The organism is Intestinirhabdus alba, assembly GCF_009711095.1.
Lineage (GTDB): Bacteria > Pseudomonadota > Gammaproteobacteria > Enterobacterales > Enterobacteriaceae > Intestinirhabdus > Intestinirhabdus alba.
On record NZ_WMJZ01000014.1, the window covers coordinates 42,729 to 68,332 of the forward strand.

At 58.5% G+C, this 25,604-nt stretch carries 25 protein-coding genes and 2 pseudogenes; 11 read left to right on the forward strand and 16 right to left on the reverse strand.

Going from position 1 to position 25,604, the window contains the following annotated elements; all coding sequences use genetic code 11:
* Window positions 1-19: 19 nt before the first annotated feature.
* The 5 genes from GJV78_RS11455 to xthA all read right to left on the reverse strand — a co-directional run bounded on the left by GJV78_RS11455 (window position 20) and on the right by xthA (window position 4,828).
* Window positions 20-664, reverse strand: a complete 645-nt coding sequence (locus GJV78_RS11455; protein ID WP_155108476.1) for an ATP-binding cassette domain-containing protein — start codon at window positions 662-664, stop codon at window positions 20-22.
* Window positions 664-2,199, reverse strand: a complete 1,536-nt coding sequence (locus GJV78_RS11460; RefSeq protein WP_155108477.1) for an ABC transporter permease family protein — start codon at window positions 2,197-2,199, stop codon at window positions 664-666. Before GJV78_RS11460 ends, GJV78_RS11455 begins: the two co-directional genes overlap by 1 nt.
* The gene (locus tag GJV78_RS11465) at window positions 2,172-3,335 is read right to left on the reverse strand and encodes an ABC transporter substrate-binding protein (RefSeq protein ID WP_155108478.1); all 1,164 of its coding nucleotides are present in this window, start codon (window positions 3,333-3,335) and stop codon (window positions 2,172-2,174) included. The genes GJV78_RS11460 and GJV78_RS11465 overlap by 28 nt, the downstream gene beginning before the upstream one ends.
* Window positions 3,335-3,958, reverse strand: a complete 624-nt coding sequence (locus tag GJV78_RS11470) for a TVP38/TMEM64 family protein (RefSeq protein WP_155108547.1) — start codon at window positions 3,956-3,958, stop codon at window positions 3,335-3,337. The genes GJV78_RS11465 and GJV78_RS11470 overlap by 1 nt, the downstream gene beginning before the upstream one ends.
* Before the next feature lie 63 nt (window positions 3,959-4,021).
* On the reverse strand, window positions 4,022-4,828 hold the full coding sequence (gene xthA / locus GJV78_RS11475) for an exodeoxyribonuclease III (RefSeq protein ID WP_155108479.1): 807 nt from the start codon (window positions 4,826-4,828) through the stop codon (window positions 4,022-4,024).
* Window positions 4,829-4,975: 147 nt separating this feature from the next.
* On the opposite strand from xthA, the pseudogene GJV78_RS22980 reads away from it, so the two are divergent.
* Window positions 4,976-5,138 (forward strand): annotated as a pseudogene (locus GJV78_RS22980) (aminotransferase class III-fold pyridoxal phosphate-dependent enzyme); the annotation flags it as partial.
* Between the two features lie 412 nt (window positions 5,139-5,550).
* Window positions 5,551-6,036, forward strand: a complete 486-nt coding sequence (spy, locus tag GJV78_RS11485; protein ID WP_155108480.1) for an ATP-independent periplasmic protein-refolding chaperone Spy — start codon at window positions 5,551-5,553, stop codon at window positions 6,034-6,036.
* 146 nt (window positions 6,037-6,182) lie between these two features.
* Here the strand turns inward: spy and cho are convergent, their stop codons facing one another.
* Complete coding sequence (gene cho / locus GJV78_RS11490) at window positions 6,183-7,055, reverse strand: excinuclease Cho (protein WP_167519524.1); 873 nt, start codon at window positions 7,053-7,055, stop codon at window positions 6,183-6,185.
* A 100-nt stretch (window positions 7,056-7,155) separates the two neighbouring features.
* Entirely contained in the window at window positions 7,156-7,983 is an 828-nt protein-coding gene (gene nadE, locus GJV78_RS11495) for an ammonia-dependent NAD(+) synthetase (RefSeq protein ID WP_155108482.1), read from the reverse strand.
* Between the two features lie 29 nt (window positions 7,984-8,012).
* On the opposite strand from nadE, the gene GJV78_RS11500 reads away from it, so the two are divergent.
* The 5 genes from GJV78_RS11500 (at window position 8,013) to GJV78_RS11520 (ending at window position 12,453) form a co-directional block, all read left to right on the forward strand.
* Window positions 8,013-8,177 (forward strand): hypothetical protein, encoded by a 165-nt coding sequence (locus GJV78_RS11500; RefSeq protein ID WP_155108483.1) that lies wholly within the window; start codon window positions 8,013-8,015, stop codon window positions 8,175-8,177.
* 26 nt (window positions 8,178-8,203) lie between these two features.
* The gene (gene osmE, locus GJV78_RS11505; protein WP_155108484.1) at window positions 8,204-8,545 is read left to right on the forward strand and encodes an osmotically-inducible lipoprotein OsmE; all 342 of its coding nucleotides are present in this window, start codon (window positions 8,204-8,206) and stop codon (window positions 8,543-8,545) included.
* A 778-nt stretch (window positions 8,546-9,323) separates the two neighbouring features.
* Complete coding sequence (locus GJV78_RS11510; protein ID WP_155108485.1) at window positions 9,324-10,679, forward strand: MFS transporter; 1,356 nt, start codon at window positions 9,324-9,326, stop codon at window positions 10,677-10,679.
* A 93-nt stretch (window positions 10,680-10,772) separates the two neighbouring features.
* Complete coding sequence (locus GJV78_RS11515; RefSeq protein ID WP_155108486.1) at window positions 10,773-11,612, forward strand: sugar phosphate isomerase/epimerase family protein; 840 nt, start codon at window positions 10,773-10,775, stop codon at window positions 11,610-11,612.
* The gene (locus GJV78_RS11520) at window positions 11,602-12,453 is read left to right on the forward strand and encodes a phosphogluconate dehydrogenase C-terminal domain-containing protein (protein ID WP_155108487.1); all 852 of its coding nucleotides are present in this window, start codon (window positions 11,602-11,604) and stop codon (window positions 12,451-12,453) included. Before GJV78_RS11515 ends, GJV78_RS11520 begins: the two co-directional genes overlap by 11 nt.
* Window positions 12,454-12,500: 47 nt before the next feature.
* On the opposite strand, the gene katE is transcribed toward GJV78_RS11520, so the two are convergent.
* Window positions 12,501-14,753 (reverse strand): catalase HPII, encoded by a 2,253-nt coding sequence (katE, locus tag GJV78_RS11525; RefSeq protein WP_155108488.1) that lies wholly within the window; start codon window positions 14,751-14,753, stop codon window positions 12,501-12,503.
* A gap of 203 nt (window positions 14,754-14,956) precedes the next feature.
* On the opposite strand from katE, the gene cedA reads away from it, so the two are divergent.
* Complete coding sequence (cedA, locus tag GJV78_RS11530) at window positions 14,957-15,211, forward strand: cell division activator CedA (RefSeq protein WP_269140474.1); 255 nt, start codon at window positions 14,957-14,959, stop codon at window positions 15,209-15,211.
* Between the two features lie 240 nt (window positions 15,212-15,451).
* On the opposite strand, the gene tcyP is transcribed toward cedA, so the two are convergent.
* The 4 genes and pseudogenes from tcyP to hxpB form a co-directional block, all read right to left on the reverse strand.
* Complete coding sequence (gene tcyP / locus GJV78_RS11535) at window positions 15,452-16,843, reverse strand: cystine/sulfocysteine:cation symporter (protein WP_155108490.1); 1,392 nt, start codon at window positions 16,841-16,843, stop codon at window positions 15,452-15,454.
* A 157-nt stretch (window positions 16,844-17,000) separates the two neighbouring features.
* Window positions 17,001-17,588: a metal-dependent hydrolase gene (locus GJV78_RS11540; protein WP_155108491.1), complete on the reverse strand. Its 588-nt coding sequence runs from the start codon at window positions 17,586-17,588 to the stop codon at window positions 17,001-17,003.
* Between the two features lie 94 nt (window positions 17,589-17,682).
* Window positions 17,683-18,050 (reverse strand): annotated as a pseudogene (locus GJV78_RS23605) (SDR family oxidoreductase); the annotation flags it as partial.
* 257 nt (window positions 18,051-18,307) lie between these two features.
* Window positions 18,308-18,976, reverse strand: coding sequence for a hexitol phosphatase HxpB (gene hxpB / locus GJV78_RS11550; RefSeq protein WP_155108492.1), 669 nt, complete (start codon window positions 18,974-18,976; stop codon window positions 18,308-18,310).
* Window positions 18,977-19,424: 448 nt separating this feature from the next.
* Here hxpB and GJV78_RS11555 point away from each other — a divergent pair, with 448 nt between their 5' ends.
* Window positions 19,425-19,961: a YniB family protein gene (locus GJV78_RS11555; RefSeq protein ID WP_155108493.1), complete on the forward strand. Its 537-nt coding sequence runs from the start codon at window positions 19,425-19,427 to the stop codon at window positions 19,959-19,961.
* A 40-nt stretch (window positions 19,962-20,001) separates the two neighbouring features.
* Here GJV78_RS11555 and GJV78_RS11560 read toward each other — a convergent pair whose 3' ends face one another.
* Window positions 20,002-20,862, reverse strand: a complete 861-nt coding sequence (locus GJV78_RS11560; RefSeq protein WP_155108494.1) for a fructosamine kinase family protein — start codon at window positions 20,860-20,862, stop codon at window positions 20,002-20,004.
* A 197-nt stretch (window positions 20,863-21,059) separates the two neighbouring features.
* Entirely contained in the window at window positions 21,060-22,010 is a 951-nt protein-coding gene (gene pfkB / locus GJV78_RS11565) for a 6-phosphofructokinase II (protein ID WP_155108495.1), read from the reverse strand.
* 286 nt (window positions 22,011-22,296) lie between these two features.
* Here pfkB and GJV78_RS11570 point away from each other — a divergent pair, with 286 nt between their 5' ends.
* Entirely contained in the window at window positions 22,297-23,055 is a 759-nt protein-coding gene (locus GJV78_RS11570) for a DUF481 domain-containing protein (RefSeq protein WP_155108496.1), read from the forward strand.
* A 264-nt stretch (window positions 23,056-23,319) separates the two neighbouring features.
* Window positions 23,320-23,553, forward strand: a complete 234-nt coding sequence (locus GJV78_RS11575; protein ID WP_155108497.1) for a hypothetical protein — start codon at window positions 23,320-23,322, stop codon at window positions 23,551-23,553.
* Window positions 23,554-23,969: 416 nt separating this feature from the next.
* On the opposite strand, the gene GJV78_RS11580 is transcribed toward GJV78_RS11575, so the two are convergent.
* The gene (locus tag GJV78_RS11580) at window positions 23,970-24,890 is read right to left on the reverse strand and encodes a glycosyltransferase family 2 protein (RefSeq protein ID WP_155108498.1); all 921 of its coding nucleotides are present in this window, start codon (window positions 24,888-24,890) and stop codon (window positions 23,970-23,972) included.
* Window positions 24,887-25,249, reverse strand: coding sequence for a GtrA family protein (locus GJV78_RS11585; protein WP_155108499.1), 363 nt, complete (start codon window positions 25,247-25,249; stop codon window positions 24,887-24,889). Before GJV78_RS11585 ends, GJV78_RS11580 begins: the two co-directional genes overlap by 4 nt.
* Window positions 25,250-25,604: the final 355 nt, after the last annotated feature.

The following is a 25,604-nucleotide window of genomic DNA, read 5'->3' on the forward strand; positions in this document are numbered from 1 at the left end:
AGCCAGGGAAAACGTTGCGTTAACGCAGTTTGTCGGCATATTCCGCCATCTGCAGCACCCGGCCGCCCGGCGGCGCATCCCGGACGTCGTGGGTGACCTGCACCACCGGGATGCCCCGGCCGCGCGTTTCGTTAAACACCCACTGACGAAAGCTTTCGCGCAGCGCGGCGTCCAGCTTGCTGAAGGGTTCATCCAGCAGCAGCGCCCGGGGCTGAGCCAGCAGGGCGCGCAGCAGGGCTACCCGCGCCCGCTGGCCGCCGGAGAGCGTCGCCGGATCGCGGGAAGCGTACCCCTCCAGCCCCGCCTGCGCCAGGGCGGTTTCCACCGCCCTTTGCCGGGCGACGCCGCGCAGGGCGGCGGGCAGCGCCAGCAGCAGATTCTGCCCGACGCTGAAGTGGTCAAACAGCAGCGCGTCCTGAAACAAAATGCCGATGCGCCGCGCCGCGGTGGGCAGGAGGTCCACGCGGCGATCGTTCAGCCACAGCTCGCCGTCGGCATACAGCGGCGCTGCGAGCGCTCCGACCATCCAGCCAAGCAGAGAGGATTTCCCGCAGCCGGAGGGGCCCATCAGGGTCAGGATCTCGCCCTCCCCGACCTGAAAATTAATCTGCGTCAGCAGCGCGGTTGCGCCCAGGCGCAGGGAGAGATGATGAACTGAAAGCATCAGCGGAGTCCTTGTCGTACGCGCCCAATCCAGCCGGAAAGCAGCGCCGCCAGAGCGAAAACCAGCAGCGGCAGCAGCAGCTGCCACAGCGCCTGCGCCGCCAGTATGCCGCTGTCGCCGCCGCTGCTCAGGGCCACCGCCTCGGTGGTGAGCGTCGGATAGCGGCCCGCCCCCAGCCACAGCGTCGGCATATATTGCGCGATGCTGACCGAAAAGCCCGCCGCTGCCGCCAGCAGCGTCGGGCGGATCAGCAGCGGACACTTGACGCAGCAGAAAATTTTACCACGCGACCAGCCGAGGGTTCGGGCGACCAGAATCAACCGCGGGTCGATGCGCCGCCAGGCGGGCTGAAGTACAAACAGCGTCCACGGCAGCACCCACAGCAGATGCCCCCACAGGACGGCGAAATAGCGACCGTCCACGCCGAGGCGCAGGGCCAGCAGATATTGCCCGGCCACCAGCGGCAGGGCGGGCAGAAAAAGGGGCAGCCACGCCCAGCGCGCCCCGCGCTGCGGCCCCCATTCCAGCCATAAAAAGAGGATAGCCAGCGCCAGCCCGGTAGCGGCCAGCCCCAGCAGCAGGCTGTTGTACAGCGCTTCGGGATCCAGCGCGGAGCTATCGGCCATCAGCGCCAGCAGCACTCCACAGAGCGCGCCGGAAAGCGGTAGCGCGATGGCAAAAGCGTTGCCGGGGGCGGCGACGTTATGGCGTCCGCGCAGGCCGTTGTCCGCAGGCAGCCCGCGCCGCCAGCCGCGCCAGAGCAGGTAGCCCGTCAGCGCAAAGGCGGCGAGTAGTAAAACCAGCAGCAGGCTCGCCAACGCGCCTTTGGTCTGCTGCATCTCGTCGCCCTGGCTCAGCCACTGCCAGCCCAGCACCGCCAGGGTTGGCGGATTGCCCGGCCCGAGGATCTGCGCCACGTCTACCGCCGACAGCGACCAGGCGACGCTGGCCAGCATTACCGCGCCCAGCGCCGGCGCAACGGCGGGCAGCAGCAGCCGGTTCAGACACTGCGGGCGGCTGTAGCCCAGGGACTGCAGCACGATAACCTGCTGCGTCAGCCGCTTTTCACTCAGCAGCGCCGATAACACCCACAGCAGAAACGCGCTCTCTTTGATTGCCATAACCACGCCGAGACCGATGCCGTAGCGATCCGCCGGAGGGGAAAGGAGAGGGAGCGCGCGCCAGAGCTGGCCTCCTTCGGCAAACAGCAGCAGGGCGACGGTGGCGAACGCCACGTGCGGGACGGCCAGCAGCCACGGCAACTGCGTTGTCAGCCGTCGCCAGCCCGCTCCTGGCCAGAGGGCCAGCACCACCGCGAGGGCGATGGTCAGGGCACCCGCCGCCGCGAGACCGGTGGAGACCAGCGTCGCCAGCAGAGCCTGCGGCAGCTGTGGATCGGTGAACAGCGCCCGCCAGCGATCCGCCGCCAGGGCGGGAACAATCAGCGAAGCGGCGGCCGGGATCAGCGGCGCGTAGATCGCCGCCATCAGAAGCCAGGCCAGCAGCGTCAGCGGGTGCCGTAGCGACGCAGCCATTCCTGCTCCAGCGCGTTAACCCACGCGGCGTGCGGCTCCGGAAGCGTTGGCGGCATCCCCTGGGGCATATGCGCCAGCAGCGCTTCCCTCCAGGGGGCGGGAAGCCTCTGCGGGTCGAGAACCGACGGATCGCCCCAGTACGCCGGATCGGCCTTGCGCAGCTGGGCCTGCGGAGAGAGCAGAAAATTGGCCACCACTTTCGCCCCGGCGCTGGCCCGGGCGTTTGCCGGAATCGTCACGAAGTGCACGTTGCCGAGGGTTCCGCCGCTGAAGCCGAAGCTGTAGGTGGATGGCGGCAGCTCGCCGCGGGCCGCTTTCTGCCGGGCGTGGGCCGGGTTAAAGGTCAGCGACAGGCGCAGCGTTCCGGCCTTGAGCAGGGCGTCCATGCGCGCGGGCGTCGGCGGGAAATCTTTCCCCTCGCGCCACAGCGAAGGGTGCAGGGCGTCGAGGTAGCGCCACAGCGGCGCGGTGACCGCACCGAAGGTTTTGTCGTCCGGCGCGGTTTTTAACGCCTGCGGGGCGTCGGTCAGGGCGATCAGCAGCTGTTCAAGAAAGGCGGTGCCGGTAAAATCCGGGGGCCGGGGATAGGTGACGGAGCCGGGATGCGCCCTGGCGAAGGCCAGCAGCGCCTGCGGGCTTTGCGGCGGCTGCGGCGCGCTCTCGCGGGTGGCGATAAAGGTCAGCTGCGCGCCGCCCCACGGCGACTCCGCCCCCTCCGTCGGCACGGAGAAATCTTCACGTACCGGCTTTTGCGTATCGACATAGCGCCAGTTGGGCAGCGCCTCCGCCCAGCCGGTCTGCAGCAGCCCCGCCTCCTTCAGCGTGCGGAAGTTTTCGCCGTTGACCCACAGCAGATCGATTGAACCGCCCGTCCGGCGTCCGGCGGCGGCTTCGGTCTGGATACGCTTCACGGCGTCGGCGGCGTCCGCCAGGCGTACGATCTTCAGGTCGATGGCGTAATGGGTTTTCATTTCGCCGCGGACCCAGGCGAGGTACTGGTTTACCGCGGCGTCGCCGCCCCAGGCGTTGAACCAGACGGTCTGCCCCCTGGCCTCGTTCCTGATTGTCTGCCAGTCGTCGGCGGCCTGCGCCTGGGCGGACAACAGCAGGGCGATGAGAAGTAGTATTCGGCGCATTATGACTCCTGAGAAAAACGTTTTACCAGCCAGCGGGAGAGCAGCGGCAGCAGGCCCAGCAGGGCAAAGGCCGCCAGCATCGCCGGCGAAATAATATCGCGGACGGAGGAGAGCTGGCCGAGCTGGCGTCCGGCGTTGAGATAGATCACCGTCGCCGGCAGCATCCCCGCCTGGCTGACCCACCAGTAGCGGCGTACGCCGATGGCGGTGAGTCCGGCCAGCAGGTTGACCAGCACGAACGGCAGCATTGGCATCAGGCGCAGGGCAAACAGATAAAAAGCGCCGTCGCGCGCCAGACCCGCGTCCAGCGTCGCCATCTGGCGGGAAAAGCGCCGGGCGATCCCCTCGCGCAGCAGATAGCGGCTGGTCAGCATGGCGAGCGTGGCACCCAGCGTAGAGGCAAACGAAACCAGCAGGGTTCCCTGCCACAGGCCGAAGAGGGCACCGCCGAGCAGCGTCAGCAGCGCCGCGCCGGGAATCGACAGCGCCGCTACCGCGGTATAGATCAGAAAATAGGTCCCGGCGCTGAGCAGCGGTGCCCGCTGCTGCCAGCCCATAAGCAGCCCGTGGTAGCGCTGCAGGCTTTCAAGGGTGAGCTGGCCGGGAGGGATGGCCCAGGCCATCGCCACGGCAAACAGCAGCACAAGCGCCAGTAACAGACGTTTTTTCGTTAGCACCTGCGTGTATTACACCCGAAACGTGGCCCACACCGGCGCATGGTCGGAGGGCTTCTCCATGCCGCGGATCTCATAGTCAATGCCGGTCGCCTCGCAGCGCTCCGCCAGCGGCCGGCTGGCCAGCAGCAGGTCGATGCGCAGACCGCGGTTGTCGTCAAAGCCCCTGGAGCGGTAATCAAACCACGAGAAGCGATCGTCAGTTTCCGGATGGGCCTGGCGGAAGGTGTCCACCAGGCCCCAGTCCAGCAGGCGGGCCATCCACTCGCGCTCCTCCGGCAGGAAGGAGCACTTGCCGGAGCGCAGCCAGCGCCTGCGGCTCTCTTCACCAATACCGATATCCCGGTCCCCTGGGCTGATATTCATATCGCCCATGATCAGCACCGGGTTTTGCTGCGCCAGCTCCTGTTCAAGATAGTTCTGCAGATTCTGATAAAACTGCGCCTTGGCCGGAAACTTCAGCGGGTGGTCGCGGCTTTCGCCCTGTGGAAAATAGCCGTTGATCACGGTGATATTGCCCAGCGGCGAGGGGATCTCGGCCATAATAATTCGCCGCTGGGCCTCTTCGCCGTCGTCCGGGAAGCCGCGGCGCACGGCGATCGGCGTGGCTTTGGTCAGCAGCGCCACCCCGTAATGTCCCTTCTGGCCGTGGTAAAAAACGTTATAGCCGAGCTTCGCCACCTCTTCGAGGGGGAACATATCATCGTGAACCTTTGTCTCCTGCAGACCAATCACATCCGGCTGATGCTTGTCGACGATGGCGGCAAGCTGATGGGGTCTGGCGCGCAGGCCGTTGATATTAAAAGAGACAAATTTCATAGGGGCTGCCATTTTGCAAGGTAAATAGTGCAGGGATGGTAGCAGAATTTACGCAGTCTGACTGCCACTTGTCGTCGGTTTCCGCCACCGGCTGCCGTTGAGGTCAGCGATGGGGTAAAAAATGCACCGTTGCGGTGCGGTTTGCGGTCGGATAGCGTCTTCTTCTGCAGCTCCGGTGCCGGGGCCAACGAGGCGGCGCTGTATATAGGTCCACCGCCGCTTCCGCAGCCAGAAAAGCGGTATCGTGGCCTTCAACAACGCCTTTCACGGCCGCACGCTGTTTACCCTCAGCGGCCAGCCCGTCTATGCCGGGCGGCGGCTTTTCCTGATGACCCTGGCCTGTGGCCATATAAATTCGCGCCTGCCGAAGGTGCTTCGGGGTTGCCGTAAAATGCTTTACTTGTTATCACGCAGGCCAGCTCGCTAAGAAATATTCCAGATAAATCCTGGTGAATGCTTTATTAATAAGCATCGGCCTGGTATAGTTCTCCTTAATTTCCTGAAAAATCACCCTGTTGTAATTTTTCGTTGCATCTGTGCGCAATTTTTACTTATTTTCTCCACAATTGCTGGAAAAGTGTTTTTTCCCCTTTCACTGTTTTACCGTTATTCTGAATCATTGACGTTAAAGCCGCTAAAGTTAATTCCGTCAACGCGGCAATACTGCTACAGAGCAGGTAAGTAGAAAGCCGTAAAAATAACTGAAAGGAAGGATAAAACCTATGCGTAAATTAACTGCACTGTTTGTTGCCTCTACCCTGGCCCTGGGCGCGACCGGCCTGGCACATGCGGCGGATACCGCCACCGCGGCACCGGCTGACGCGAAGCCGATGATGCACCATCAGGGCAAATTCGGTCCGCATCATGACATGATGTTTAAAGGCCTTAACCTGACCGACGCGCAAAAGCAGCAGATCCGCGACATTATGAAGGCGCAGCGCGACGACATGAAACGTCCGTCGGTTGAGGAGCGTCGCGCGATGCACGAACTTATCGCCAGCGACAGCTTTGATAAGGCCAAAGCGGAGGCGCAGATTGCGAAAATGGAAGAGCAGCACAGGGCCGGTATGCTGAAGCATATGGAAACCCAGAATAAGATCTACAATATTCTGACGCCGGAGCAGAAAAAGCAGTTTAACGCCAATTTTGAAAAGCATCTGACGGAGCGTCCGATGCACGCAGGTAAAATGCCCGTCGCCGCCGATTAAGCTAAGCGGGCGTATAGCCTGACCGTATGACAAAAGCCGGCGTTCGTCCCGAAGGCGCTAAGCCGGGGCGGATGCCGCTTAAAGCAGCATGGAAGACCGCCGGTCTTGCTTTCCCTGAATGCCAGGGAAGCAGAACCGGCGGTTTTTTATGCAACGCCGCCCTCCAGCTCAATAATTTCATGCTGGCCTGACATCAGAGGGCGGCAAAGAATTTTATAGCCGTCCTGGTCGAAACCGGCGGGAGTGCGCATCAGGGTTTTCGCCTCTGCCAGCGACGCGGTCGCGCCCAGCCATAGCCAGTTGTTGATGATATGATACTGGGTCAGCTCCGGGCGGCTCTCCTTCAGCGCAATGGCTCCCTGCCACGGCCAGCAGACCACCCGGACTCTTTCCAGCGACGTCAGCAGCCGTTGATGGTGCGCCTCGGGGCTTTCTTTACCGCAGCAGGCCCCGGCGCAGCGGTTCAGCGCCGAGCGAAAGCAGGCGCGGCCGCGGCTTAACGGCTCCAGTCCTAACAGCCCATAGCAGAGTTTCTGTTCGTCGGCGCAGCTCTGCAGCGCCTGCAGCGCGGCGCGGCGGTTGGCGAACAGGCCGAACAGGTTTGGGGCGCGGGAAAAATCGACCTCGCGGGCGTAAACCACCTCTACCGCGCCCTCGCGCAGCTGGAGGGCGCAGAGCTGGCGGTTGCGGCGCAGGCGCTTGTTGTACAGCGGCTGCTGCTCCTTAATCAGGCGCGCCTCCAGCAGTAGCGCGCCGATTTCACCGGCCGTACAGATCCAGGTGATGCGCCGGGCCTGTCGTAGCATCGCGGCTTCGTCTACGGTACGCAGATGCGAGAGCACCCGGCTACGGATATTGATGCTCTTGCCGATATACAGCGGCAGGGTGTCGCTGTCGCCGTGGAACAGATAGACCCCGGGCGCGGAGGGCAGGCCGACGAGACAGGGACGCAGATGCTCGGGATATTCATACAGGGCCGCGGTGAGTTCAGAACGGGGGGCGGACAGACGACGTACCACAATAGACTCCGGATGCTGGTTATTCATCCAGTATAGCAGCCCGTCTTTGATTAACAAAGAGGCGGCGCGGCCGGGAAACAGCGCGCCGCCCGGCTATGGGCTATTTCTTCCAGAAGTCGTCAAACACGGTGATGGGGGGGCGGCGCTTATGCTCGGTCTTCAGATACCAGCCTTCGATAATGTCGGTGATCTGCGGGGCCAGTGTTTTCCCTTCCAGATAATCATCAATGTTTTCATAGGTTACGCCCAGCGCCGCTTCATCCGGCAGGGCGGGGCGATCGTCTTCCAGGTCCGCCGTGGGGGCTTTCTTATACAGATGCTCCGGGCAGCCCAGCGCGGCGAGAAGCTGTTTGCCCTGGCGCTTATTAAGGCGGAAAAGCGGGTTAATATCGGTGCCGCCGTCGCCATATTTGGTATAGAAGCCGGTAACCGCCTCCGCCGCATGGTCGGTGCCGACCACCACGCCGCCGGTCATGCCGGCGATGCTGTACTGGGCCTTCATGCGCTCCCGGGCCTTTTCATTGCCGCGGACAAAGTCGCTCAGTTCAATGCCCGCCTCGCGCAGGGCCTGCTCGCTTGCCAGCACCGCTTCTTTGATATTCACGGTCAGCACGCGATCCGGCTGAATAAAGGCGATGGCGTCCTGGCAGTCCTGCTCGTCGGCCTGCACGCCGTAGGGCAAACGCACGGCGATAAACTGCAGGGCGTTGTTTCCGGTTTCATCGCGCAGCTCTGAAATCGCCATCTGGCAGAGTTTGCCCGCCAGGGTTGAGTCCTGCCCGCCGCTGATCCCCAGCACCAGCGTTTTCAGAAAGGGATGCGTTTTCAGATACGATTTCAGAAAATCCACGCTGCGGCGGATCTCCTCCTGCGCATTAATCTGCGGTTTTGCGCCAAGCGCCTTGATGATCTCTTGTTGCAGAGTCATTGAACCCCCATCCAGGTGTGAAAAGAATAATGCTGACTCTGTTAAAGCTAACCCTTCGTCGGGGAAACAACAAGGCTGTGGGCGGCAAGTGGCGTATTAAGCGCCAGCGCGCTGTCCGGGGAGATTCTTCTGAAACCCGGAAGGAAGAAACCGGCACCTTGAAAAATGGGCTGATGTATTCCAGGCTTACTTAACACGCTGATAAACAAGAGGACGGAAAATGAACAACAAAATAGCAGGATTACTAAGCGCAGCGGCGGTACTGACGATGCTGGCAGGGTGTACGGCTTACGATCGTACCAAAGATCATTTCGTTCAGCCGGTGGTTAAAGACGTCAAAAAAGGCATGAGTCGCGCCCAGGTGATGCAGATTGCGGGCAAACCCTCTTCTGAGGTGAGCATGATCCACGCGCGCGGGACCTGCCAGACCTACATTCTGGGTCAGCGTGATGGCAAAGTGGAAACCTATTTCGTCGCCCTGGATGATACCGGCCACGTAATGAACTCCGGCTATCAGACCTGTGCCGAATATGATACCGACCCGCAGGCACCGCGGCGTTAATTTCCGGCTGCGTCTGAATAAATCAGAGCGACCCGGATGAATACCGGCCACTTCAGGTGGCCGGTACTGTTTTTTTAGCCACCGGTACGTGCGGCGGCCTCCATTTTACGCGGCCGGAGTAAATATATCGTCCTTTATCCGACGGGCCTTCAGCGTTTTTGCGGACCGGGCGTTTTTTATTGGTAAAACAGGGTCGGTCCTGCCCCCGGATGAATTCTTCTTTGCCAGGCGTGGTTACGTCATCCTGTTTATCCCATCCGTTCAGCAATCACTTATTCATTTCACTATAAGCGCGCTTATTTACGTGATGCGCTGCCTTTTAAAACCGGCTGAAAAAATAACCAGCCGTCATGGCAATATTTATCGACCGGGGCTGACGGGGAACAATAAACCAAAAACCCGCCGTCCGGCGATGCCCATGTGGCGCAGGTCACGTCACGAGGAACCGCACGCCTTCGTTTAAATCAAAAAAATCCTCAATCATAAGTTCATCTATTTTTCATTTGAGCGCCTTGTGTGGCGTGCCATCATGCGTAAAAAGGCCGTTAAAAGCGGAGTGTAGCGGTTAAATGGCATTTTGAAGGCGATCACAAATCTTTTTATCGCTCTTTCCTGTTTAAACTTTTGATCTGCTAATGTTCATTTGATGCATAGTGATAAGAAGTAAAACAGCTCCGCCAATAAGGGCGTGACCTCCGCTCACCGCCGTTATTGAGGCAATGACCACTTTTATCCTCTGACCCCGCCGATAAACGGGCGATTGGAAAGGAGATACGCGATGACCTGTATTGAGCCACACGCACCGCCTGACGTTGAAAAGTCAGCCATCAGGAAGATCCTGCTGCGTCTTGTCCCCTTTGTTGCGCTGATGTTTTTCATTAATTTTCTCGACAGAACAACCATTTCGTTTGCCGCCCCCAACGGCATGATGGAGGATCTGGGGCTGCAGGTTGCTCAGTTTGGCCTTGCCTCCGGGATCTTCTTCGTTGGCTATATCCTGCTGGAGGTTCCCAGCAATCTGGCATTACACCGCTACGGTGCCCGCCGCTGGCTGGCGCGTATTATGGTCTCCTGGGGAATTGTTTCCCTGCTGTTTACCTGGGTGAGCAGCGTCGAAGGGCTGTATATCCTGCGGTTTTTGCTGGGCGTGACGGAGGCCGGCTTTTTTCCCGGGGCAATTTTCTTTTTAAGCGCCTGGGTTCCGGCGCGCCACCGCAGCAGAATCCTTGCGTCTTTCTATCTGGCCCAGCCGCTGACCGTGGTGTTTGGCGCGCCGCTGGCCTCCTGGTTTATTAACCAGCACGGCTGGTTCGGTCTCGAAGGCTGGCGCGTGATGTTCCTTGGCGTGTCGGTGCCGGCGATCCTGGTGGGAGTGATTGCCTGGTTCTATTTGATTGATAAACCGTCCGGGGCGAGCTGGCTCAATGACGCGGAAAAGCGCTGGCTGAACGGCGAGCTGGCGCGGGAGGAGGCGCAAAAATCCCATGCGGCCAACCGCAGCCTGCGGTTAGTCATGTGCAATGGCCGGGTCTGGATGCTGTGCCTGATCTATTTTGGCTTTATTTACGGGCTGTATGCGCTGGCGTTCTTCCTGCCCAACATTATCGGCGGATTCCAGAGCCAGTTTAACGTGACCTTCGGAGTTATGGAGAGGGGCTTTATTACCGGCGCGCCTTACCTGGCGGCGGCGCTGGTGATGTACTTCTGGTCGCGCGACGCTTCGCGGCGGGGCTGTAAAACCTGGCATATCGCCATTCCCGCCCTGATCGGAGCCGTCACGGTGCCTGTGGCGCTGTATATGGAGACGCCTTTTGCCACCATGGTTGTCATATCCCTCACCGCCAGCGCTATCTTTGCCGCACTGCCCAACTTCTGGACGCTGCCTACGCAATTTCTCTCCGGCGCGCCGGCCGCCGCCGCCGTGGCGTTGATCAATACCCTTGGCAACGTGGCGGGATTCTCCGCGGGCTACGTTACCGGTGTCTTACATGATGCCACGCAGGGCTACCTGATCCCCATGATGGTGGTCGGGGGATTCATGCTGCTGTCGGCGCTCCTGATGCTGGGACTGAGCCGTATTCCGCACGCCGGCGCAGCCGATGACGTGGCGATAAACCGGGCGGGAGCGCGCTGAGATGGCAGGATCTTTTATTCCTCCGGGCGGTGAGCGGTCCGCCCTTGATAAGTTCAATACGCCGTTTACCGGCGCAGAACAACAGGAGCCCGTATGAAAACTGGACTCAGTACCTACGCTTATTTCTGGCGAATGTCGGAAAAAGTCCCCAGGCCAATGAGCCTTTATGAGGCTATTGACGACAGCAGGCGGCTTGGCGCGACAGTATTTCAGATATGTGATTACCCACCTATTGCCGACCGATCTGCCGCCGAGCTTGCGCAGTTGGCCCGCTATGCGCAGCAGGCCGGCATCACGCTTGAGCTGGGCACCCGGAGCGTAACGCCTCAGCATCTGCAGCGCTATCTGGCCATCGCCTGCGAGCTGGAGTGCGCCTTGCTGCGCACGATGATCGCCGCCGGCACAGCGCCGGTTGACGCGCAGCGCGGCGTGGAGAGCGTGCTGCCGCGGTTTGAGCAACAGGGTGTGGCGCTGTGCCTGGAAACCTATGAACAGGTAGCAACGGATGACCTTATCACGCTGGTGCAGGCCGTTGACTCTTCCCGGCTGGGGATCTGTCTCGATCCGGCGAACTGCGTCGCCAGCCTTGAATCACCCGCAGAGGTGGTAGCCAAAACGGCTCCCTACGTTTTGAACTGGCACGTGAAGGATTTTGCCTTCTCTCGCCGTGACGGCTGGGTCGGCTTTACGCTGGCGGGCTGTCCGCTGGGGGAGGGGCTGCTGCGCTATGACGAAATCTGGCAGCGCCTTCAGCCGATTGAGCGCGGCATTAACCAGATTATTGAACACTGGCTGCCCTGGCAGGGCGACGGGGAAAGCACCTGCCGCGCTGAGGCTGCCTGGAGTGAACACAACATGCGCTATCTGCTTGATAAACAAAATACAACCACTGTTTCATCACCCAACCCTGGAGGGGCTAACTATGTCTGCTGAATTAAAAACGATTACCGTCATTGGTGCCGGCGGAAAAATGGGGATGCGCATCTCCGCCAACCTTCAGAAAAGCGCTTACCAGGTTTTTTATTGTGAAAACTCGCCGACGGCGCAGCAGCAGGTGGCGGAAAAGGGGCGTGAGCTTTCCGATGCGCGCTCTGTGATTCCACTGAGCGATGCGGTGATTCTGGCGGTGCCGGATATTGTGCTGGGCAAGGTATCAGAAACGGTGGTGCCGCAGATGAAGGCCGGCGCGGTGCTATTGACGCTGGACCCGGCCGCCGCCTGGGCCAACCTTATTGCCCGGCGCGACGACATCGAATACGCGGTGGCGCATCCCTGCCACCCTTCGGTATTCCTGCAGCGCTATACGAAGGAGGAGCATGAGGATGCCTTTGGCGGGATCGCCGCGGCACAGCACGTCGTGGCCTCCTGCGAGAACGAGGCGTACAAAGCGGCGTTAAGCGGCCTGATTGGCTGTATGTACGGGCCGGTGGAGCAGGTTCACTGGGTAACGATAAAGCAGCTTGCTTTCCTGGAGCCAACGCTGGTGGAGACCGTGGCCTGTATGCTCGGGGTATTTATGAAAGAGGCGCTGGATGAAACCGTTAAGCGCAGCGGCGTTCCGGAAGAAGCCGCAAAGGCGATGCTGTATGGCCATATTCAGATAGCGCTGGCGGTAGCCTTCCGCGCCACCAATCCCTTCTCTGACGCCTGTACCATCGCCATGGAGTATGGCCGGGAGAAGATCATTAAACCTGACTGGAAGGTGATTTTTGAAGAGCAGGAGCTGGACAAAATTATCGCCCGGATGCTGAAGATTGACAGCATCCGGCGGTGAGGACAGCCTGGCTGAAAAACTGGCGGCGCGCAGCGCGCCGCCGTGAGTTACGCCGCCACGAAGGGAACTCTGCCGGTGCGCGACCATACGCGATGGCGGGCCATCAGCGTCAGCAGCTCATCCATAAAGTCGCCGTCTGCGCTCTCCGCCTGCACCACGCCTTCTTCACCCTGGTCGGTGATATTCAGCGTCTGCGCGAAGCGTCGCGCCTTACCGGCCAGCGCCACGGGCTTCAGGTGCTTGTAAGCTTCCAGCAGGTAGTACCTGACGTCGCCGCTGTCTGCGATATCGTCGATGTTTCCGCACGGGACGACTACCGCGTCTACCGTCAGCGACGGCGAGCCGGCAAAGGTGCCGGCGACGGTCAGCGTCGAACCGTCATCGGCGGTCACCTCGCCCATTCGCGAATAGAGCAGCTTCGCGTGCACGCCTCTGGCCTTCAGCGCCTGCAGGATCGCCAGCAGATCGGCTGATTTGACCTGGTCGTTGAGCAGAATGGCGACCACCCGGCCTTTCACATCACCGTCGGGCTGGGCGTACAGGCTCAGGGTCGGATCGTTTTTCAGCCCGCAGACGTCGGGCGGCGGGGCGATCTGCATCTGTTCTGCGGTCAGGGTAATACCGAGATTCTTCGCAACGCCCTGCGCCAGTTCGATGTCGATGCGGGCCAGATGGTCGACCACTCTTTCCCGAATATAGCCGCGAACGACCTTGCTCAATTCAAAGCTGAAGGCGTCGATAATGTGCAGCTGTTCGACCGGGGTCTGGCTGAGCCAGAACAGGCGCGGCTGGGCGTAGTATTCACTGAAAGAGGGGCTGCGCTGGCGAATTTTCGTCCCCTCGACGCGCTCCTGATAAGATTCAAAGCCGCCGCGCTGCGGCCCCGGCGGCGTTTCGCGCGGCCAGTTATCGTTGATGGAGTTCGGCTCATAGTTGGCCGGATTGGTGTCGATCTCCATCCGGTGCATACCGTCGCGCTGGAAGTTATGATACGGGCAGGTCGGGCGGTTGATAGGGATCTCGTGGAAGTTTGGCCCGCCCAGGCGGCTGATCTGCGTATCGGTATAGGAGAACAATCGTCCCTGCAGCAGCGGATCGTTGGTAAAATCGATGCCGGGAACAATGTGTCCCGGATGGAACGCCGCCTGCTCATTTTCCGCAAAGAAGTTGTCAGGGTTGCGGTTTAATACCATTTTGCCGACGCGCTGTACCGGCACCAGCGCTTCCGGGATCAGCTTGGTGGGATCCAGCAGGTCGAAATCAAACTTAAATTCGTCCTCTTCCGCAATCAGCTGCAGCCCCAGCTCATATTCGGGATAGTCGCCCGCCTCAATGGCCTCCCACAGCTCCCGGCGGTGGAAGTCCGGATCGCGCCCGGTCAGCTTTTGCGCCTCATCCCATACCAGCGAGGCTTTGCCGGCCAGCGGCTTCCAGTGGAAACGTACGAACGTGGCCTTACCCTCGGCGTTAATCAGCCGGAAGGTGTGGATGCCGAAGCCTTCCATTGTGCGGTAGCTACGCGGGATCCCGCGATCCGACATCGCCCACATCACGTTATGCAGCGTCTCCGGCTGCAGGGAAACGTAGTCCCAGAAGGTATCGTGGGCGCTCTGTCCCTGCGGGATCGCCCAGTGCGGTTCTGGCTTCACCGCGTGAACAAAATCGGGGAATTTGTGCGCGTCCTGAATAAAAAAGATCGGCGTGTTGTTGCCCACGAGGTCAAAAATGCCCTCGTCGGTATAAAACTTGGTGGCGAAACCGCGAATATCGCGCACGGTGTCCGCCGAGCCGGCGTTGCCCTGCACCGTGGAGAAGCGGACAAAGACCGGGGTGATTTTCTGTGGGTCGCAGAGGAAGGCGGCTTTGGTGATATCGCTGAGATCCTGATAGGGCTGAAAGTAACCGTGGGCGGCGGAGCCGCGGGCGTGAACGATCCTCTCCGGGATCCGCTCGTGGTCGAAGTGGGTGATTTTCTCGCGCAGGATAAAATCTTCCAGCAGCGTCGGGCCGCGGCTACCGGCGCGGAGCGAATTCTGATCGTCAGCGATGCGCACGCCCTGGTTGGTGGTGAGGGCGCGATTTTCGCCGCCTTTCCGCACCGGCTCCAGCGAACTTAGTTTGTCATTATCGATCTCCGGTGCCTTCAGGCTGCCGGGTGCCGTCGGCTGCGCGCCCGGCGGCGTGGGTTCAGGCGCAGGACGATGCGAACCGTCATCGGGGGCCAGCGATCCGAGACCGGGACGCGCCTCACGGGCGTCAGTTATCGGCGGCTGGTGGGGATTTTTCTCATTATGCGACATTGAACTCGTCTCCTTTTTCCATTGCACAGAGGGCAGTTATTTTTGTCAAAAGCTCTGTAACTATAGATCACCGCTGGGATTTCGCCGGGCAGAGGCGAGACGGCAAAAAAGGCGATCGGGATGGAAAAAGGCACTGGCAGAGCAGGACGGAGCGCAGCAAAATCGGCTAAGATAGTTCTTTTCTGATTTTTAGTCTCTCCTGTATGAATTCAACAATGATGAAACCGCTTCGCCAACAAAATCGCCCGGTTATTAGCTATGTTCCGCGAGTGGAGCCTGCGCCGCCCGAACAGGCAATAAAAATGGACGCATTTCGTGACGTATGGATACTGCGCGGAAAATATGTCGCCTTTATCCTTGTGGGAGAATCATTTCAGCGCTCTCCCGCCTTTACGGTGCCGGAGTCGGCCCAGCGCTGGGCGAATCAGGTGCGCCAGGAAAAAGAGCTGGCTGAATAAGCGCGGGCCGCGGCAGGGGCAATAAAAAGCCACCGCGCTGCGGTGGCTCAGGTTGATGACAAAGAGGGAAAAAACGTGTTTTTCCCCTCTTTGTGGTGAGCAGCCGAAAATCAATGAATTGATTTTCCTTGTTTATTTTTGTGGTGATTATGGCCGAACGAGTTCGGCCTGGGGTTTGTCATCGGTCTCAAGCCATCGCGCTGCGGTGGCTGTGGAACTGGACTGTCAGACGGCGCTGAATCAGCGGTGCGCCAGCTCGGCATTTTCTTCGCTGTTCAGGATGGACTTATCGGTCTGCTTCAGCCACTGGCTGGTCAGGGTGCCCGCGGTCATGGAACCGCTGACGTTAAGGGCGGTACGGCCCATATCGATTAGCGGTTCAACGGAGATCAGCAGCGCCACCAGCGTGACCGGCAGGCCCATTGCCGGCAGCACGATCAGCGCCGCGAAGGTCGCGCCGCCGCCCACGCCCGCCACCCCTGCGGAGCTGACGGTGACAATGCCTACCAGCGTTGCGATCCACATCGGGTCCAGCGGGTTAATTCCCACCGTTGGCGCGACCATCACGGCCAGCATTGCCGGATAAAGCCCCGCGCAGCCGTTCTGGCCGATGGTGGCACCGAAGGAGGCGGCGAAGCTGGCGATGGATTCCGGCACCCCCAGTCGGCGGGTTTGCGCTTCAACGTTCAGCGGGATCGAGGCGGCGCTGGAGCGGCTGGTGAAGGCGAAGGTCAGTACCGGCCATACCTTGCGGAAATATTGCAGCGGGCTGACGCCGTTAACGCCAAGCAGGATGCCGTGGACGATAAACATCAGCAGCAGGCCAAGGTAGGAGGCGACCACGAAGCTGCCCAGCTTAATGATGTCCTGCAGGTTTGAACCGGCCACCACTTTCGTCATCAGCGCCAGCACCCCGTACGGCGTCAGCTGCATCACCAGACGCACCAGCTTCATCACCCAGCTCTGCAGGGTGTCGATGGCGCTCAGTACGCGCTCGCCTTTCGCCACGTCATCCTTCAGCAGCTTCAGCGCTGCGACACCGAGGAAGGCGGCGAAAATCACTACGCTGATGATTGAGGTCGGGTTAGCGCCGGTCAGATCGGCAAAGGGATTTTTCGGCACAAACGACAGCACCAGCTGTGGAACGCTGAGGTCGGCTACTTTACCCACATAGTTGCTTTCAATGGCGTTAAGCCGCGCGGTTTCGGCACCGCCCTGCACCAGGCCTTCCGCGGTCAACCCGAAAAGATTGGTGACCAGCACCCCGACCAGCGCGGCGATTAGGGTGGTAAATAGCAGGGTGCCGATGGTCAGAATACTGATTTTACCCAGCTGAGAGGCGTTATGCAGGCGGGCGACCGCGCTCAGGATTGAGGCGAAAACCAGCGGCATAACGATCATCTGCAGCAGCTGAACGTAGCCGTTGCCGACGATGTTGAACCACTGTACCGAGTCCTTCAGCACCGGGCTGTCAGAGCCATAAATCGTGTGCAGGGCAAGGCCAAAGACCACGCCCATCACCAGGCCGACCAGCACTTTCTTTGCCAGACTCCACTGTCTGTGCCGGGTCTGAGCCAGCACGAACAGCAAAATGACGAACGCCACGACGTTCGCGATAAGTGGAAAATTCATCCCCTTCCTCCTGATTTTATTATTTATAATGCTGAGTTATATCCGGGCCAACCCGGTATTCAGCAATCTTATTAGGGGAAGGTTAGCAGAAACTGTGAGCCGGCTCTTATACTCAAATGGAATTGTTTATTCCTGAAAAGCGATTTTCGTTTTTTTATTAGTCAATTTGGGTATGAATCAGGCGGCCGAACTGCAGCTGCAGGGTGGTGATCATCTGTGACGACCAGCGCACGGCGCTGTTATCCGGCAGGGTCTGCGGCATCCATACCGCCCAGGCGAAGAGGGCCAGGCATAAAAAGCGCTCCAGCTGGTTGCCCTTTTGCGGCACGAGGAGCGGCAGCCGAAACCGCCAGCGGCAGGGCCAGAGCAGGGGGACGCCCGCCGGGGTCAGCATATCCGCCGCGATGTGGCTCAGATAGCCCAGCACCATTCCCTGCAGCGCGTCCGCCGGAATAAACCAGCTGGCCGGAACCTTCAGATAGAAAGTGGTCAGCAGCGCGAAGACCGCCAGCAGGCTGTGGGTGAACCCGCGATGGCCGAAGGCGCGGGCTATCGGTTTGGAAACCCACTTCAGGCGCTGGCCCAGAAATGACTTAGGGTGATCGATATCGGGCAGCAGACAGGTCAGAATGGCCGAAGGAACGATATGCCACCAGTCACCCTGCGCAAGCACCGGCGTCAGCTCGGCGTTTTTGGCAAACACCGCGCAGGCAATGGAAAAAAGAAGGTGTCCTTCCGCCGTCATGATAAAACCCGATAGGCTGTGAATCCATACAGTATAGGATTTTTGCCAGGCTGGCGGAAGTGGTGACGTTGTAACTCTTTGTCAATATTGCGCGTTTAGCGCGCCAGCCGCCGTCAACGGCGATGGTATGGCCGTTGATATAGGCGGAGGCCGACGAGGCGAGAAAAGCCACCGTCCTCTGCAGATCCTCCGGCGTTACCCGGCGACCGGCATTTTCCCGCAGCTGCCGGGTGCTAGCGGTCGCCGTATAGCCCGGCGCGATAGTGTTAACTTTTGCGCCCATTCATCGGCCAGCAGGCGGGTCAGCCCGAATATGCCGCTCCTGGAGTCGGCATAAGAGGGGACGCGAATACCGCCCTGAAACGACAGCATCGAGGCGATATTGATAATTTTTCCGCCATCACCCAGGGCCAGAAACTGGCGCGCTACGGCCTGGGAGAGGAAGAACAGCAGCTTCTGATTAGGCTGTGTCCCTTAACCGTTCGTGAGCGTCGCTGGAGGTCATTCAGGTCCGGGGCAAGGCCGGTATCGCATCCGGTGACGATGGCGACCTTCCCCGCAAGATGAAATGCATCAAGAATCATACTTTTTCCGGTTTTTACTGAGCTGTTTGTACTGCCAGAAGGATAGATGAATCGGGAGCGGCCTTCCATAAAAGTAAAATGTAGTTTTATTTTTATGGAAAAGGGCGAAGGGTAGCGCAAGGCTGCCCGCTACGGCTAGCCCCGCAGATGGGCGACGGTCAGCTCGCTTAATGAGGCGAGCCTGACATCGGCCAGCGCATAACGCGGATCCTGCCGGTTTTCACGTGCCGGAACCACGATGGAGCGCATCCGCGCGGCTTTGGTCGCCACCATGCCGTTAACCGAGTCTTCCAGCGTTACGCAGGTTAACGGATCGACTCCCAGCTTTGCCGCGCAGTCAAGGTACACCTGCGGGTGCGGTTTGCTGTATGCCAGCTTCTCCGCCGAGGTGAGGGCGTCAAAGTGGCTGCGCAGATCGAACAGGGTCAGCACTTTTTCCAGCATCGGCAGCGGCGAGGCGGAGGCCAGGCCAACCCGCAGACCCTGGGTTTTGCACAGCGCCACCGCCTCGCGTACGCCTGCCAGCAGCGGTCGGGTCTCTTCAATCAGCGACATTGTCCGGGCCAGAATGCGGCGGGTGACCTCCTGTCGGTCCGGGCCGCTCCACGGCTGCCGGGCGTACCAGAGGTCGACGACCAGATCGATGCGCAGCCCCAGCGTGTCGGGAAGCTCGTGCCGACGGCTGGTATCGACGCCCGTGGCGGTCAGCACTTCCCGTTCGGCCTGCTCCCACAGCGGTTCAGAGTCAATCAGTAATCCGTCCATATCGAAAATTGCAGCAAGGATTTGACGCGGTGTTGCCATAACAGCCTCTTCTTAGCGGTCGTTGAAGCCCGTTATTAAGCATTTATACCCGTCATACTTCAAGTTGCATGTGTGTTGGCTTCGGGTTACTCGTTTCATCCATGAGACTCGCCCTGACGGGCCGCCGCTGTGCGGCGTTCAAATTTGCTCCGGGCAGATTTGTCGCTCGTTTGCCGCGTGATTCGGCCTGAGGGCCAACCCTGGGGCTGTTCAAAACGCGCCGCGTTTTGTCCTGCAACTCGAATTATTTAGAGTGTATCGCCGCGCTGTTTCAAGGCGCAGGCTGTGCAGCCCCCCCCCCGACAGCGCTGGAACGTCACGTCGAAACGCGCGCGTTTTTGGGTTTAGTCCGAAAAGCGGACCCGCGTATTGTTGTGAAAGAGTGGGCGAAAACGGTAATCAGCAGGTAGACTTAGCCAAAACAAGGCGTCTTTATCAAGGGGAGCTCATGACGTATCAACAGGCTGGACGCATAGCCATTTTAAAAAGGATTGCTGGTTGGGTGATTTTTATTCCTGCACTGATTTCCACGCTGATTTCAGCCCTGAAGTTTATGTATGCGCACAGCGAAAAGCAGGACGGCATTAATGCGGTTATGCTCGACTTCACCCATGTCATGATCGATATGATGCGGGTGAATACGCCTTTCCTGAACCTGTTCTGGCATCATTCACCGACCCCCGATTTTCAGAACGGCCTGAATATCCTGTTCTGGCTGATTTTTATTCTGATCTTTATCGGTCTGGCGATGCAGGATTCCGGTGCCAGAATGAGCCGTCAGGCGCGCTATTTGCGCGAAGGGGTGGAGGATCAGCTTATTCTGGAAAAAGCGAAGGGCAGCGACGGACTGACCCGCCAGCAGCTTGAGTCGCGCATTGTCGTGCCCCATCGGACTCTTTTCCTGCATATTTTCCCGCTCTATATTCTGCCGGTAATTATTATCGTGCTGGGATACTTATTCTTTTCGCTGTTAGGCTTTCTGTAAGCCTGCACCCGCCGACTCGCGCAGGTGCAGGACGGGTTGGTTATGCCGCCAGCACGTTGTCCATGGCCTTTTGCGCAATGACCAGGTGCTGACCGCCGAACAGCCTTGCCCGGTTAAGCAGCGTATAGAGCTGATAGAGAGGCTGCCGCTCGGGAAAATCAAGCGGCAGTGGAGAAACCGACTGATAGCCGTCATAGAGGTGCGGGGGCTGGTCGGCGTGCAGCGGCAGCATCGCCAGATCGCACTCCCGGTCGCCCCAGTAGCAGGCGGGATCGAAGATATAAGGCCCCTGCGGACCAAGCGCGCAGTTTGCCGACCACAGATCGCCGTGAAGCAGCGAAGGCTGGGGCTGATGCGAGGCGAGCCGCTGCTGTACCTGATCCACGATGGCGTCGATATCGCCAAAGGCGATCCCCTTTTCCGCCGCCAGCTCCAGCTGCCAGCCGATGCGCTGCTCCGCAAAAAAAGTCGACCAGCGACGCTGCCAGGCGTTCGGCTGCGGGGTGGTGGAAAGCGCGTTGTCAAAGTCGAGGCCGAACTGCGGCTGATCGCTCCACTGATGTAAACGGGCGAGCTGTTGCCCCAGCAGAAAGGCGTTATGGGCATCCAGCGGACGGGGAGGGAGATAGTCCAGCACCAGAAAGCTGTAGTCCCGATCCGCACCGACAGCCCGCACCGCAGGCACGGTGACCGTTTTGCTGCGGGAGAGCAGCTCCAGCTGATCGGCCTCTGCCGTGAAGCCGGGAAGGCGCTCTCGCTCATCGCATTTGACGAAAAAATCGCGTCCCGCGTAGCGTAAGTGCCATGCGGCATGGATCTCTCCGCCGGGCAGTTCATTACGCAGCTCGATTTCGCCTTCACCGATTTGCTCGTTTAAAAGACGACTAATAGCCTGCCACATGATGTTTCTCCCCATGTTGTCTGCCGGATCATAAGGTTAGCGCAGTTTTGCGGTTAAAAAACACGAAGTAACGCACACCGCGGGCGCGTGGTTGTCTGAAAGGCACGTATCCTTACTGCCTCTGCCTCTGCCTCTGCCGCGTGAAGCGTTAATGCCGGATTAGCCCCGCGTCAGAAGGCCCGAACCTCTCCGGAGCTTTAGCGCCTGACCGGTTCGGGGGGGCGGGAAAGATAGCGATAAATTTTTTGCGTTTCGCCAGCGGCGCACAGGCGGGTGCCCTTGTTTAGGGTGGCGGCGCTGCCGGCCGCTACGCCAAAGCGGACCATCTCCTCAAACGTAGCCTCCTGTGCCAGCTTCAGGGTCATTGCACCCACCATACTGTCACCAGCTCCGACCGTGCTCTGACTTTTTACCGGCGGCGGTACGACCTGGATACAGCCGTCTTTATCGACGCCCAGCGCCCCCTGGGCACCCAGAGAGACCACCACGCGACGGGTCTTGCCGCTGTCAATCAGCGACTGCGCCGCCTCGCGGACGTCGTCAGGCTGGAGCAGCTCGCGATTGACCAGCGCGCTCAGCTCTTTCTGGTTGGGCTTAACCAGCTCCATGCCGCCAACGGTCAGCGCCGTTGCCAGCGCCTCTCCTGAACTGTCGATAATGCAGCGAATGCCCCGCTGCCGGACCGCGGTAATAAGCCGCATGAGTTTGTCTACGGCAACGCCCGGCGGCAGGCTGCCGCTTATCACCAGCAGTGCGCCGGATTCGATTTCCAGCACCTTTTTTTCCAGCTGAAGAAATTCGTTGTCGCTCAGCGCGGCACCTGGCATAACAAAGCGATATTGTCCGCCGCTGGACTCAACGTGAACGTGGAGATTCTGTCGGGTCCAGTCCCTGGCTTCCACGGTGGCGACGGGTACATTTTCCGCGGCCAGCAGTGAGATAAGATGTTCGCCTGTTGCGCCGCCGGCCGGAAAAATCGCCGTTGCCGTGCCGCCGAGAAAGGTAATGGCACGGGCAACGTTAATGCCGCCGCCTCCGGGTTCAAAAACGGGGGAAGAGCAACGAAGCTTACCCTCAGGATAGATTTGCGGCGTGGTCGTGGCGCTATCAAGCGAAGGGGCCAGGGTTAAGGTATAAATGCAGGTCATCTTTTCCTCCTGTCGGCATAATTTCAGCCTGGCACCGAACGCAGAGAAAGGAAAGTGAATAACAGTATGATTCACCGGGTCTTTGTTTATTTTGCGTCAACAAAGGATATATAAAATTTTATCCTTTTAACCACGCGCTTATTCAAAAAATGAAACAGGAATTCATTGCTATGTTATTCGCCCCTTTTTATAATTCGCTCCCTTTCAGGGATCGCTTGTTATTGATCCTTAAGAAAGTTCCGGGACCGCAGCGGTCTCTTTTTTTTGTTGTACGGACTCTTTATAAATGAAGCTCTTAAAGACTATTCCCACGGCCGTCGTGCTGGTGGGAGGCGTGCTTGCGTCAACCTGTGTGGTCGCCGATGATTCTGTTTTTACCGTTATGGACGATCCTTCCACCGCAAAAAAATCTTTCGAAGGCGGCCTGAATGCAGGATATCTTGCGCAGTCGGGAAACACCCAAAGCACCTCGTTAACGGCGGACACGACGATGACCTGGTATGGGCAAACCACCGCCTGGTCGCTGTGGGGGAACGCCAGTAATACCTCCTCTGACAACCAGCGCGCTTCGGAAAAATATGCCGCAGGTGGACGTAGCCGCTACAACATGACCGACACTGATTATCTCTTCGGCCAGGGAAGTTGGCTGACGGATCGTTATAACGGCTATCACGCGCGCGACGTGCTGGCGGCAGGTTATGGACGGCAGTTAATGAACGGCCCCGTGCACAGCCTGCGCATTGAGTTTGGTCCGGGAGTCCGCTATGACGAGTACACCAACGACGAGACCGATACGCAGCCGCTGGGTTACGCTTCCGGCGCATGGGCGTGGCAGATGACCGACAATGCGAAATTTTCGCAGGGCGTGTCGATGCTGGGGGCTGAGGATGCCACCCTTAACTCTGAGACGGCGCTGAACGTGGCAATTAACGAGCACTTCGGGCTGAAGGTGGCTTACAACGTGACCTGGAACGCGGAGCCGCCCTCGACCGCGCCGGAGCATACCGATCGACGCACAACCCTCTCTTTAGGCTATAAAATGTAGTCAGCTGCCGGATCGCCGCTGCGGTCTGGCGCTTTTTTTTACTCTGCGTGCTATTATTTTTCAATCGCCGTTTTATTTTTATACAGGATGCTACGTTTCTCCTTATTCTCTTCATCATCTTTTTTCTTCGCTTCATACAATTTATTTGACACGAATCGTGAATTAATTTGTATGGGCAAAAGTGTGATCCAGATCTACACTGTGTAACACAGGCAATTAAACGCCATCGCACTAAAAAACAATTCAGCTAAGAGAAGAAAAGCCATGAAAAATACCAGGGCAGCCGCTACGGCAATCGTGCTTTCTGCACTTTCCTTCGGAGTTTTAGCTACCGAAACCGCCACCCATACTCCCGGCGATAGCAGCGGACAGACCGGCGTTACCCGCGCTTCTGACGTAGAAGCCGGTTCTAACATCGCTCCCGGTTCGCTCTCCACCGGGCAGAGTATGAATGATGCGTTTAATGTTCATAATCTGGTTGCCGGCGAATGGTCCTGAATAGTGCCAGTCGCCGTTACGTTTCATTATCTGATAAAAATCACCGCCGGATTTTTGTTAACCAGAAATATACGCCTGTGGGTACTTAACCGTAGCGCTATCTTATATATGCGGGTTAATTCGTTACGTTTCAGGTAATGTGTCTGTCTTCTGGATGTCTTTTTATACAAGCGTTCGGGCTGCGCTGAGGATCGTATTCCCCTTTATCTATCATTCGTTCCGAATTATTAATCGTCAGGCTCACCGGGCGTAATTGTCGCGGGCTGTACACCCGGTACATGAGCTTAGCCCGCGAGGCTTTCCCGGGGGCCGACTTTACGGGCGTTCAAAATGCGATGCGTTTTGTGCGGGTGCTGTCCAGGCCCTGAAGGGCAGGGCGAGGACCGGTTTACTATTAAGGCTGATTGTCCTTTTAATTACCGGCGCTTATCTTTAAGAAGATATTTAGGCCTCTTTTTGCTTTCAATATAGATACGTCCTATATACTCCCCCAATACGCCAATTCCGATAAGCTGAATACCGCCAAGAAAAAGTATGGAGACGAGCAGCGAGGGGTAGCCGCGCACCGGGTTGCCAAACGCCAGGGTGTCGAGAATCATCCATGCGCCGTACAGAAACGCCAGGCCGGCAACCAGCAGACCGATATAGGTCCACATGCGCAGCGGGAAGGTAGAAAAGCTGGTGATGCCCTCCAGGGCCAGATTCCATAGCTTCCAGCCGTTAAATTTAGAATCACCCGCCACTCGTTCAGCGCGGGTATATTCCACCACGTCCGTTCTGCCGCCGACCCAGCTTAATATGCCTTTCATAAACAGGTTTCGTTCAGGCATTTTTTTGATATTTTCAACGATTTCTCTCGACATCAGCCGGAAATCACCGACGTTTTCTTCAATCTTAGGGGTGCTGATTTTATTGTGCAGCGTGTAAAACCACTCTGCGGTTTTACGCTTCAACCGGCTGTCCGCTGAGCGATCCGCGCGTTTAGCCAGCACCATATCTGCGCCGGCCTGCCATTTTTCAATGAGCTGCGGAATGACGTCAACGGGGTCCTGCAGGTCAACGTCGATAGGAATGACGGCGTCGCCCGTGGCATGGTCCAGCCCGGCAAACAGCGCCGGCTCCTTGCCAAAGTTACGGGTAAAGGACAGAAGCATCACCAGCGGATCGGCTACGGCCAGCGCGTTGATAATAGACTCGGTGGCGTCTTTGCTGCCGTCGTTGATAAAAACTATCTCAATCTCATACTGCCTGAGCGCTTCAGACTCGCGAACCGTTTTATAGAAAATGGGCAGGGCGGCCTCTTCATTGAAGACCGGAACGACTAATGAGATTTTCATTTTGCATCCCTGAAGATAATAAACCTGGAGTAGATGAATCCGCACACCAGGCTGATCGCAGAAAAAACGATCGGCGTGACAAGGGGAGCCAGGCCCGAGTTGTCGGCGGCCCAACCCACGGCTACGCTCAGCGTCCCCATAAAGCCGACGTAGAACAGGTAACGCAGGGGGGTGGTTGAAGCCTTAAACGTGAACTTAGCGTTGGCAAAAAAACTGAATGAAACGGCAATCACAAAGCCAGTGAAATTTGCCAGCGCCTGGCGAGTGTGCAGGCCATAGACGCATACGGCAAACACCACCCAGTGAATGAGCGTGTTAACAACGCCAACGGACATATACTTAGCAAATAATTTTAACATTAAGAGACAACGTGAGTGCTGGGAAGAGGGCAGTTTAACACCGCTCAGGCTATTGATCGATAATGCCTGTCTGGATGCGGCGGTATTCTCAGAATAAGCCGTGGAGGCGGCGGGCCGTCGCCTTCACAAATGGAAGGAAACGTTTTGCGATATGGCGCAAAGTGAAACGGAAGGGTGCATCCACCCTTTTATTGGTGTTACCATCTCTGTACCAGATGAAGTGCGCCGCGAGCGGCCTTTCATTTGTGTGACAGATTGTGTACCAATTTAACAATTGTTGGTTAGATGGCCGCGCAATTTCTTGTAAAACAACAAACGCTATTTTGTATGTGATCTCGCGTATGGGTCACCACTG